Here is an 11,856-nt window from a genome sequence, read left to right on the forward strand (position 1 = left end):
AATGGATTCATCACGGCAGGTCAGGGAAATGCTCCCTGGCTTTTTTATGTGATAAAATGCCCTTAAATAAACAAAAATTCCACCTATTATAAGTTTGTTAGGAATGACATGTCTTACATTAGTGATTTTGTGGTAAAATAGGACAAAAATGTAGTCGTATTTTGTCTCCTCGTCTTTATACCCGTGTATAAGGTCTTTTAGAGGAAGCATCTTTATTGATTGATTAAAGTAGGTGGAATTTTTGAAGCTTTTAGTAAAAGCGCCGGCGAAAATAAATTTGTCTTTAGATGTACTACATAAACGACCTGATGGTTATCATGAAGTGGAAATGATCATGACGACCATTGATTTAGCAGATCGTTTAGAATTAACGTTATTAGAAAAAGATGAAATCCATATCGTATCACATAACCGTTTTGTACCAGATGATCAACGTAATCTAGCTTATCAAGCAGCTGTGTTACTAAAAAAGAGATTTTCGGTGAATAAAGGGGTTATCATTCGAATTGAAAAAACAATTCCGGTAGCAGCTGGTTTAGCAGGTGGAAGTAGTGATGCTGCTGCAACCCTTAGAGGGCTAAATAAACTGTGGAATCTACAGTTGACCATGGACGAATTAGCACAGTTGGGTGCAGAGATTGGTTCGGATGTGTCCTTTTGTGTTTATGGCGGTACAGCACTAGCGAAAGGAAGAGGGGAGAAAATTACGCATCTCCCAGCACCTCCCACTTGTTGGGTCGTATTGGCAAAGCCCTATATTGGAGTTTCAACTGCAGATGTCTATCGGCGCTTAAATTTAACAGATATACGGCATCCTGAAACAGACAAAATGATCCACGCACTAGAAACATCTGATTTCCAAAGTGTGTGTGCAAACCTTGGTAATGTGCTAGAAGATGTGACTCTAAAGGTTCACCCAGAGGTAGCCTTGATTAAAGAACAAATGAAACGGTTTGGTGCAGATGCTGTATTAATGAGCGGAAGTGGACCGACTGTATTTGGACTTGTTCAACATGATTCAAGGATGCAGCGGGTTTGTAACGGGCTAAGAGGCTTTTGTGACCAGGTTTTTGCGGTTCGAATGTTAGGGGAGCAACATACTCTTGATTAGACCCGTATGTTAGTGTTATATTAACATTAAAATATTCGGATTTGATGAGAGGTGTTACATTTTGAAATTTCGTCGAAGTGAACGTTTAGTAGACATGACGAACTTTTTATTAAATCACCCTAGACAGTTAGTTCCGCTGACTGTTTTTGCAGATAGATACAGTTCCGCCAAATCATCTATTAGTGAGGATTTGGCCATTATCAAAGAGGTCTTCGAAGAAAGAGGAATTGGCACATTGCAAACGGTTGCAGGGGCAGCTGGTGGGGTGAAATATCAGGCGCAGGTTGGGATTGAGGAATCACGTTCATTTATAAGTAGTCTTTGTGAAACCATATCAGATCCAGCACGTTTATTACCTGGAGGATACTTGTACTTAACGGATATATTAGGGGATCCTGTAACCGTTCAAAAGGTTGGCAAAATGATTGCCACAGCTTTCACCGATTCAGAGATTGATGTGGTAATGACAATAGCAACAAAAGGCATCCCACTTGCCTATGGAGTAGCCAATTATTTGAATGTACCGGTCGTAATCGTACGAAATGATAATATTGTTACAGAAGGTTCAACGGTAAGTATTAATTACGTATCTGGATCGACAAAGCGGATTCAAACGATGGTACTATCAAAAAGAAGTTTAGCTCAAGGTTCTAAAGTGTTAATTATTGATGACTTTATGAAAGCTGGCGGAACGATCAACGGGATGATCAATTTATTAGAAGAATTTCAGGCACAATTGGCTGGAATTGCCGTATTGGTTGAAGCTGAGAAAGCAGAAGAACGGCTGGTAGAAGATTACCTCTCATTAATTAAATTATCCGATGTTGATGTAAAGCAAAAGCAAATAAACGTAACAGAGGGTAACTATTTTACAAAGAGAGATTAGGTATAATTAATTTAATATACATGGGAGGAATTAGCATGAAAGTAGTAAGTACAAAAGAAGCACCAGCAGCAATTGGACCGTATTCACAAGGTATTATCGTGAATAATTTGTTCTATAGTTCAGGACAAATTCCTTTGACTGCCGAAGGAGAATTAGTGACTGGTGATGTACAAGTACAAACACACCAAGTTTTCAAAAATTTACAAGCTGTGCTAAAGGAAGCAGGATCTTCTTTAGAGGAAGTTGTAAAAACAACAGTTTTCATTAAAGATATGAATGACTTTAGTAAAGTAAATGAGGTGTACGGAGAATACTTCCATACGCATAAACCTGCTCGTTCTTGCGTAGAAGTCGCACGTCTACCTAAAGATGTACTAGTTGAAATTGAGGTTATTGCCTTAGTAAAATAATAAAAATGAAAAAAGCGAAAGGTCCTATAAATCGGATCTTTCGCTTTTTTAGTAAAACTACATTTAAATATGTATAAATTCAAATATTTTCGTTTATGATTATTAGGGTATTTAAACATTTAGCTATATTTTTAAAAAATTTTAATTATTAAGAAGGAATTAAGAAAATTCTGTTGAATTATAACCAATAGATTTGATACTACAGCAAAGGTGGTGAACAAAATGGAAGTAACTGACGTAAGATTACGCCGTGTGAATACGGATGGCCGCATGAGGGCGATTGCATCTATTACGTTGGATAATGAGTTTGTTGTTCATGATATCCGCGTCATTGATGGAAACAATGGCTTGTTTGTTGCAATGCCAAGTAAACGTACTCCGGATGGAGAGTTTCGCGATATCGCCCACCCAATTAATTCCGGAACTCGCGGCAAGATTCAAGAAGCCGTTTTAACAGAGTACCACCGTTTAGGAGAAACGGAAGTAGAATTTGAAGAAGCTGGTGCTTCATAAAAACTAAATAAGATATCCAACTAGAGCCTTCTTCAAAGAGTAGGCTCTTTTTCCTTTTAATGATGAAACCCACAAAAAAAAGCCTCGTTTTTAACAATTATTCTTAACAGAAGATCAAATAATCCCCGCTGTTTTAAAGTCTTCTTGCATCTCTTCTTGAAATGAATGCATATTTGAGATATATTTTTAATGGATAAAAACGTAATAATTGGAGGCCGATTCATGCTCACACGTTATGCAATCATATTGGCCGCAGGCAAAGGGACTCGAATGAAATCAAAGCTTTATAAGGTTCTTCATCCTGTTTGCGGAAAACCAATGGTTCAACATGTAGTTGATCAAATATCACAGTTAAAAATAGAAAAAATCGTAACCGTTATCGGTCATGGTGCCGAGAAGGTAAAAGAAAAGATCGGCGAACAAACAGAATATGTTCTACAGGCAGAACAATTGGGAACAGGTCATGCAGTCATGCAGGCAAAGGATATATTAAGTAAAGCCTCAGGGACAACACTTGTCGTATGCGGCGATACTCCTCTTATTAAAGCAGAAACGATGGAGGCTCTTTTTAACCATCATGAAGAAAAAGGAGCGAGTGTTACGGTATTAACTGCTGAGGCAGACAATCCAACAGGATATGGTCGTATTGTTAGAAATGATGCAGGTCTGGTTGAGAAAATTGTTGAGCATAAAGATTCAACGGATGAAGAAAAGTTGATTTCCGAAATTAATACAGGAACGTATTGTTTTGATAATCAAGCTTTATTCCAAGCTTTAAATCATGTAACCAATGAGAATGCACAAGGTGAATACTATTTACCTGACGTGATTGAAATTCTGAAGAATGAGGGTAAAGTTGTAACAGCATTCAAAACAGCAGATTTTAGTGAAACCCTTGGGGTTAATGATCGAGTTGCCCTTGCAGAGGCTGAGCAGATCATGAAAAAAAGAATCAATGAGCAGCATATGAGAAATGGAGTTACCCTTGTAGATCCACTTAGTACGTATATTGGTGCAGATGTTGAGATTGGATCAGATACGATCATTTATCCTGGAACCGTACTTTCAGGTCAAACAACGATCGGATCCGATTGTGAAATTGGACCTAACAGCGAAATAAAAGACTGCAAAATTGGTGATGCTACTGTCATTAAGCATTCTGTTGCACATGAAAGTCAAATCGGATCTCATGTAAACATCGGACCATTTGCTCATATTCGTCCGCTATCCCATATTCATGATAAAGTAAAAATCGGTAACTTTGTTGAAATTAAAAAAGCTGATTTTGGTGAAGGTAGCAAGGCGTCTCATTTAAGTTACATCGGTGATGCCGAAGTAGGAAAAGATGTGAATGTTGGCTGTGGATCGATTACGGTTAATTATGATGGGAAAAATAAATTCCTAACCAAAATAGAAGATGGGGTATTTATTGGATGTAATTCTAATTTAATTGCTCCTGTTCAAATTGGAAAAGGAGCCTATGTAGCGGCTGGTTCAACCATTACAGAAGATGTACCAGGAGATGCATTAGCTCTCGCACGTGCACGTCAAATCAACAAAGAAGATTATGTTAAAAATCTTGATATTAATAAATAAACGAATCGGAGGCCGTCATGTCAAATCAATATCTTGACCCAAATTTAAAGGTGTTTTCCCTAAACTCAAATCGCGACCTTGCCCAGCAGATTGCAAAGGCGATTGGAGTCGAACTAGGTAAATGTACTGTTTCGCGTTTTAGTGATGGGGAAATCCAAATTAATATTGAAGAAAGTATTCGTGGTTGTGATGTATTTATTATTCAATCCACAAATACTCCGATTAATGATCATTTAATGGAACTTTTAATCATGATTGATGCTCTGAAAAGAGCTTCGGCAAAATCAATTTGCGTGGTTATGCCATATTATGGCTATGCTCGTCAAGACAGAAAAGCTCGTGCTCGTGAACCAATTACAGCCAAGTTAGTGGCGAACTTGCTTGAAACAGCTGGTGCAACTCGTATGATCACATTAGATTTACATGCTCCGCAAATTCAAGGTTTCTTTGATATTCCAATCGATCACTTAATGGGTGTACCAATTTTGGCTGAGTACTTTTTGAATAAGGAGTTTGACGGGGATGTTGTGGTTGTTTCCCCAGACCATGGTGGAGTAACCCGTGCTCGTAAATTAGCAGAGAGATTAAAGGCTCCAATTGCCATTATTGATAAGCGTCGACCTCGTCCAAATGTAGCAGAAGTAATGAATATCGTTGGGAATGTTGATGGAAAAGTATGTATTATCATTGATGATATTATCGATACTGCTGGTACGATTACGATTGGGGCAAATGCACTTGCTGAAAGCGGTGCAAAAGAAGTTTACGCATGCTGCACACATCCGGTATTGTCAGGTCCAGCAATTGAAAGAATTCAGAACTCGAAAATTAAAGAGCTTGTCATTACGAATTCAATTGCATTACCTGAGGAAAAGAAAATGGATAAAATTAAAAACTTATCTGTTGCCTCTTTAATTGGAGAAGCCATTATTCGTGTACATGAGGAACAATCTGTAAGTATTTTATTTGATTAATATAGCCTTCAAGGCTTGCTGTTCGCTAGCAAGCCTTGAAATCATGAGAATTTACGAAATAACTGTTTAGAATATTTTAATTTTTTTATATAATTAAGTTTAAGTGTTATTTTAATCTCTATGAACAAAAATGTTTAGACCTTCCCTTTTTGGGGCATTTTTTATATAGATGCTTCAATAAAATTTGGAAGGTGATTATAGTTATGACTACTGTATTACAAGCGATGGAAAGAAAAGATAAACGTCGCGAGACATTAACAAAGATTCGTAAAGAAGGAAATATTCCAGCTGTTGTATATGGTCCGAAAAAGCCGAATATGTCTATTTTCCTCAGTGAGTCTGATTTACAAAAAACGATTAAAGATGTCGGTAGAAACGGAATTATTTCTTTAGAAATTAATGGAAATAAACAAAATGTGATTCTGACAGATTATCAAGTAGATCCATTAAAAAATGGCTTTGTTCATGTTGACTTCCTAGCGGTGGACATGACTAAGGAAATTACCGCAGATGTTAATGTTACGTTAGTTGGTGATGCAGCCGGGGTTAAAGATGGTGGAGTTATGCAGCAATCCTTATTTGAAGTTTCGGTTTCAGCAAAACCTGCTGATATTCCTGGATCCATTGATGTGGATGTGAGCAATTTACAAGTGGGTGAAACCATAACTATAAGTGATTTGAATGTTCCGTACACCATCAATCATGATGAAGATGTAGTAATTGCATCCATCCTTGCGCCTCGCCAAGAAGAGGAAATTAGTAGTGGAGAAAAGCAAGAAGAAGGGACTCCTGAAAACGAAGAAGGAAGAGAAACAAAGGCAAGTAACGAAAGTAAGTCGAACGAATAATAAATAGTTTATTTATCTACAGCAGCTCTTTCAAAAGGGAAAGAGCTGCTAAGAGTTTATCTTGAATAAACACTATATGAGTGATTCATGTTGATTTTAGACACGTAGTGTTAGAGTCAGAATTACTCAGGCATAGTTGAGCAGAAAGAGAAGTATCTGAATCGGACATCTACAATCAAGGTTAACAGAGTCATACAAAAATAAGATATGTAATGATAAGGTGGGGAATATGAAACTTATTGTTGGTTTGGGAAATCCGGGGAAACAGTATGAACATACAAGGCATAATATAGGCTTTGAAGTGGTAGATGCACTGGCTGAAAAACTTGACATATCACTTGATCAAGCTAAATTTAAAGGAATCTTTGGTTATCGAACGATTGAAGGTGAGAAAGTTTTTTTACTAAAACCATTAACCTATATGAACTTATCTGGGGAATCCATTAGTGCTCTTATGAACTATTATCAAATGGATGTAGAAGATCTCGTAGTGATTTATGATGATTTAGATCTACCTGTGGGCAAAATTCGCCTCAGACAAAAGGGAAGCGCTGGAGGACATAATGGGATAAAATCCATTATTTCTCACTTAGGAACCTCTGATTTTAATCGAATTCGGGTAGGGATTAATCGCCCATCCAATGGAATGCCCATTGTTGATTATGTGCTTGGGCGTTTTCAACAAGAAGAAATGGAACAGGTACAGATAGCTGTTGTTAAAAGTGTAGATGCATGCGAAGAATGGATAAAAAAACCTTTTATACAAGTGATGAATATTTATAACTAATATAATGGAATGGAAAGCCCCTTTTTAGGAAATAATAACATTAACAAATCGATGGTTGTAAAAATAGATGTTATTAGGAGGGAATGGGCATGTCCATTCATTACCAATGTCGCCATTGTGGTGTAAAACTAGGTACTCTTGATCAAACAAGAGTGGATGCTGAACGTCTCGGTCTTCATACTTTAAGTGTGGAGGAAAGACAGGCAATCGTTTCATACGATTCAAATGGCGATATTCAAATTAAGTCCATTTGTGAGGATTGTCAGGAATCCTTTTTAAGAAATCCTGATAATTATCAAAATGATTTTATTATCCATTAAAAGCTTTGGAGCGCTCCAAAGCATTTTTCTATTGAATAAAACTATAAAAGTAAAGCTATTAATCAAATGAATTAATAATAGATATAAAACATACAGCGAAAATGGAAGGGAGGGGCATTTATGTTAGGATTAAAGCGCCTTTTTAGTCAACAAGAGGATGTTAACAATTTAATAGCAGGTATTGACGAGGGATTAGGGGAACAACTAGTAGCGGGTTTGTCGGGCTCAGCTCGTACCCTATATATTGCTTCTATTTATGAAAAAGTGAACAAACCTATTGTCATTGTTACGTATAACCTATTGCAAGCTCAGAAATTGTATGATGATCTTGTTCATGTGATGAGTGATGAAAATGTTGCACTTTATCCAGCTAACGAATTAATCGGGGCTGAGATTAGTGTAGCGAGTCCTGAATTAAAAGCCCAACGGATTGAGGTATTAAATCTATTAAGTAAACAAGAAAGAAGTATAATCATTGTCCCAATTGCGGGAATGAGGAAAATGGTTGCACCGGCAAGTGTATGGAAACGATATCAGCATCGATTGAAGCTGGGAGATGAGGTCGATATTGATGAAATGCTCCTACAGCTCGTGGAGATGGGGTATGTTCGTTCTGACATGGTTAGTGCACCGGGTGAATTTAGCGTAAGAGGCGGAATTATTGATGTTTTTCCTTTAACGGAGCAAGATCCGATTCGAATTGAATTATTCGATACAGAAATAGATTCCATCCGTACCTTCTTGTTAGATGACCAACGTTCAATTGAAAAGCGGAATGAAGTTTCAATTGGACCAGCCACAGAGATGCCATTACGCCAAGGGGATTATGTTCGTCTAGTAGAAAAGCTAGAATTAGGTCGTAAAGAGAGCCTCAAAAAAATTAAGGATGAAAAAGTTAAGACGCAACTTGTCCAAAACATTGGTTATGAATTGGAACAGTTAAAAAACGGTCAAAAGCCAGAACAAATTTTTAAATATCTATCAATTGCCTATGAGGAGTCCCATAGTTTAATAGACTATTTTTCAAAGGATACCATTCTTATTGTAGATGAAATCAGTAGAGTTCTTGAAATGAATGAGACCCTTGAAAAAGAAGAGGCTGAGTGGTACACCAGCCTAATCAGTGAAGGGAATATGATTCACGGGATAAAAGTGTCTCATAATTTAACCGAAATCATTTCGAATAGGTCAATACCGATTATTTATCTATCCTTATTTTTGCGGCATGTTCCAAATACGAATCCACAGAACATTATTAATTTAACATACAAGCAAATGCAAAATTTCCATGGTCAAATGAATGTGCTCAAAGGGGAAATCGAGCGTTGGAAGAAGGGGAATTTTGCGATTGTCTTTCTCGGTGCTGATAAGGACCGCGTTGAGAGATTAGAAAGAATTCTAGCAGATTATGAAATTGAAGCCGATGTTGTGGATGCTCAAAGTGATTTAGTAACAGGGAAAGTCCAGATTATGGAAGGTAATTTACTTACAGGGTTTGAACTGCCGATTCAAAAGGTTGCTGTTGTCACAGAAGAAGAGCTGTTTACCAAAAGGGTGAAACGGACAAATCGAAAACAGAAATTATCAAATGCTGAAAGAATTAAAAATTACTCAGAATTGAAAGTGGGCGACTATGTTGTTCACGTCAATCATGGGATTGGTAAATATTTAGGAATTGAAACCTTGGTGATCAATGGGGTTCACAAGGATTATCTTCATTTACGCTATCAAGGAAGCGATAAGCTCTATGTTCCAGTTGAGCAAATTGAACTTGTCCAGAAATATGTTGCAGCAGAAGGTAAAGAACCTAAAATTTACAAATTGGGCGGCAATGAGTGGAAAAAGGTTAAGAAAAAGGTTCAATCCTCTGTTGAAGATATTGCAGATGATTTGATTAAGCTATATGCAGAACGAGAATCTTCAAAAGGATATGCGTTTAGTCCTGATGGAGACTTACAGCGTGAATTCGAGGCATCCTTCCAATATCAAGAAACGGAAGATCAGCTAAGGTCGATTCAAGAAATTAAAAAAGATATGGAAAAAGAACGACCAATGGATCGGCTTCTTTGTGGCGATGTAGGCTATGGAAAAACAGAGGTGGCGATCCGTGCGGCATTTAAGGCTATTGCGGATGGGAAGCAAGTGGCTATTCTTGTACCGACAACGATTCTTGCTCAGCAGCATTATCAAACCATGATGGAAAGATTTCAGGATTATCCTGTGAAAGTTGGATTGCTTAGTCGTTTCCGTACTAGAAAACAACAAACCGAAACGATAAAAGGATTAAAAAATGGAACGATTGATGTAGTTGTTGGAACTCATCGACTCTTGTCAAAAGACATTATTTATCGAGATTTAGGGTTACTAATCATTGATGAAGAGCAGCGTTTTGGCGTTACCCATAAGGAAAAAATCAAAAAGTTAAAGACAAATGTAGATGTATTAACCCTAACAGCAACACCTATTCCGCGAACATTGCATATGTCCATGCTAGGGGTAAGGGACCTATCGGTTATTGAAACACCTCCAGAGAATCGTTTTCCGATTCAGACCTATGTGATGGAATACAATGGAACGTTAGTTCGAGAGGCAATTGAGCGTGAATTAGCGAGAGATGGTCAAGTCTACTTCCTCTATAATCGAGTGGAGGATATTGAGCGCAAAGCAGAAGAAATCTCGATGCTTGTTCCCGATGCTAGAGTAACCGTGGCGCATGGTCAGATGACAGAAAATGAATTAGAGTCTGTCATGTTAAGTTTCCTAGAGGGTGAATTTGATGTGCTTGTCAGCACCACCATTATTGAAACAGGTGTTGATATTCCAAATGTTAATACTTTAATTGTAAATGATGCTGATAAAATGGGTCTTTCACAACTTTACCAATTGAGGGGTCGTGTCGGTCGTTCGAACCGAGTGGCGTACGCCTATTTTACGTATCGGAAGGATAAGGTTCTTACCGAAGTTGCTGAAAAACGTCTTCAAGCAATGAAGGAATTTACAGAGCTTGGCTCTGGTTTTAAAATTGCTATGCGCGATTTATCTATTCGTGGAGCGGGTAACCTATTAGGAGCTCAACAACATGGGTTTATTGACTCTGTTGGTTTTGATTTGTATTCGCAAATGTTAAAAGAAGCGATAGAAGAGAGACGAGGTTCAATTGAAGAAACAAAACGGAAGACGGTCGAAATTGATTTAGATATCGATGCCTATATTCCTGATGCTTATATTGCAGATGGACAGCAGAAAATTGAAATGTATAAACGGTTCCGAGGCATTACAAGTATAGAGGAAATTGAAGAGTTACAGGATGAAATGATTGACCGTTTTGGCGAATATCCGAATGAATTGAAATACTTATTCCGAATTGCTGAAATTAAAGTCTTCGCGCTCCAATTAGGAATTGAGAGCATTAAGCAAGCAAAAGAAGAAGTAACGGTTTTATTATCAGAGGAGTCAAGCGGTAAAGTAGATGGGCAAAAGGTATTCCAGTTAACAAATTCATATGGTCGTATGATTGGTCTTGGAATGGAAGGCCAGAAGTTTAAAATGGCCTTTTATATTAAGAAGGTTGAAATTGATACATGGTTAAACGCGATCTATGACATCTTAAAAGGGTTAGCGGAGGAAAAGAAAGATAAGGCTGAATCGGCTTTATAGAGTCGACGGGAAAAAATTACCACATAAAGAAAAAGTATTTCTATATGCATAGAACTTTCCATTTGTAAAATACTAAGTTCAAATATGGTGAAGGTTTACATTTTACATATAGAAGTGACAAACATTCGCCACATGTAAAATCATCTGATGAAAGTGAGGCAACGTTGAATGAAAGCAACTGGTATTGTTCGTCGAATCGATGATTTAGGTCGTGTCGTTATTCCAAAGGAAATCCGCAGAACCCTACGTATTCGAGAAGGGGATCCATTGGAGATTTTTGTAGACCGCGAGGGAGAAGTAATCTTAAAGAAATACTCCCCTATTAGTGAATTAGGAGATTTTGCAAAAGAATATGCTGAGGCTTTATTTGATAGTCTAGGTCACCCTGTACTTATCTGTGACAGAGATAGCTATATCGCTACAGCAGGTGGTTCTAAGAAGGATTATTTAAATAAAAATATTAGCAATTTAGTTGAAAAGACAATGGAGGAGCGCTCTTCTATTTTAATGAATCAGAAGGGCGAAACCGCATTAGTTGATGGCAATAGCGAAGAGATTTCCTCCTATACGATTGGACCTATCATTGCAAACGGTGATCCAATCGGAGCCGTTATCATTTATTCAAAAGATGCATCCCTAGGTGAAGTAGAACAAAAAGCTGTTGAAACTGCAGCAGGCTTTTTAGCTAGACAGATGGAATCATAATAATCGCGTTTATTTTGAGACAGCATAAGGCTGTCTCTTTATTTTTGGG

11 protein-coding genes are annotated in these 11,856 nt (G+C 37.5%); all 11 read left to right on the forward strand.

The genetic code is table 11. From position 1 onward, the window contains the following. Window positions 1-241: 241 nt before the first annotated feature. The 11 genes from ispE (at window position 242) to spoVT (ending at window position 11,807) form a co-directional block, all read left to right on the forward strand. Window positions 242-1,111: a 4-(cytidine 5'-diphospho)-2-C-methyl-D-erythritol kinase gene (ispE, locus tag Q5760_RS00275; RefSeq protein ID WP_428910327.1), complete on the forward strand. Its 870-nt coding sequence runs from the start codon at window positions 242-244 to the stop codon at window positions 1,109-1,111. Window positions 1,112-1,172: 61 nt separating this feature from the next. Then, window positions 1,173-1,997: a pur operon repressor gene (gene purR, locus Q5760_RS00280; protein WP_428910328.1), complete on the forward strand. Its 825-nt coding sequence runs from the start codon at window positions 1,173-1,175 to the stop codon at window positions 1,995-1,997. A 35-nt stretch (window positions 1,998-2,032) separates the two neighbouring features. Beyond that, entirely contained in the window at window positions 2,033-2,407 is a 375-nt protein-coding gene (locus Q5760_RS00285; RefSeq protein WP_428910329.1) for a RidA family protein, read from the forward strand. A gap of 222 nt (window positions 2,408-2,629) precedes the next feature. Further along, window positions 2,630-2,920: a septation regulator SpoVG gene (gene spoVG, locus Q5760_RS00290; protein WP_428910330.1), complete on the forward strand. Its 291-nt coding sequence runs from the start codon at window positions 2,630-2,632 to the stop codon at window positions 2,918-2,920. 222 nt (window positions 2,921-3,142) lie between these two features. Further along, window positions 3,143-4,516, forward strand: coding sequence for a bifunctional UDP-N-acetylglucosamine diphosphorylase/glucosamine-1-phosphate N-acetyltransferase GlmU (gene glmU / locus Q5760_RS00295; RefSeq protein WP_428910331.1), 1,374 nt, complete (start codon window positions 3,143-3,145; stop codon window positions 4,514-4,516). Window positions 4,517-4,533: 17 nt separating this feature from the next. After that, the gene (locus Q5760_RS00300) at window positions 4,534-5,490 is read left to right on the forward strand and encodes a ribose-phosphate diphosphokinase (RefSeq protein ID WP_428910332.1); all 957 of its coding nucleotides are present in this window, start codon (window positions 4,534-4,536) and stop codon (window positions 5,488-5,490) included. A gap of 203 nt (window positions 5,491-5,693) precedes the next feature. Beyond that, window positions 5,694-6,338 (forward strand): 50S ribosomal protein L25/general stress protein Ctc, encoded by a 645-nt coding sequence (locus Q5760_RS00305; protein ID WP_428910333.1) that lies wholly within the window; start codon window positions 5,694-5,696, stop codon window positions 6,336-6,338. A 229-nt stretch (window positions 6,339-6,567) separates the two neighbouring features. After that, on the forward strand, window positions 6,568-7,125 hold the full coding sequence (gene pth, locus Q5760_RS00310) for an aminoacyl-tRNA hydrolase (protein ID WP_428910334.1): 558 nt from the start codon (window positions 6,568-6,570) through the stop codon (window positions 7,123-7,125). Between the two features lie 89 nt (window positions 7,126-7,214). Continuing rightward, complete coding sequence (locus tag Q5760_RS00315) at window positions 7,215-7,445, forward strand: anti-sigma-F factor Fin family protein (RefSeq protein WP_428910335.1); 231 nt, start codon at window positions 7,215-7,217, stop codon at window positions 7,443-7,445. A gap of 120 nt (window positions 7,446-7,565) precedes the next feature. Further along, window positions 7,566-11,102 carry a transcription-repair coupling factor gene (gene mfd, locus Q5760_RS00320; RefSeq protein ID WP_428910336.1) on the forward strand — a complete coding sequence of 1,179 codons (3,537 nt, stop codon included), beginning with the start codon at window positions 7,566-7,568 and terminating at the stop codon, window positions 11,100-11,102. A 168-nt stretch (window positions 11,103-11,270) separates the two neighbouring features. Further along, complete coding sequence (gene spoVT, locus Q5760_RS00325) at window positions 11,271-11,807, forward strand: stage V sporulation protein T (protein ID WP_428910337.1); 537 nt, start codon at window positions 11,271-11,273, stop codon at window positions 11,805-11,807. Window positions 11,808-11,856: the final 49 nt, after the last annotated feature.

Source organism: Niallia sp. Kr1 (assembly GCF_050389805.1).
Classification (GTDB): Bacteria; Bacillota; Bacilli; order Bacillales; family Cytobacillaceae; genus Bacillus_BD.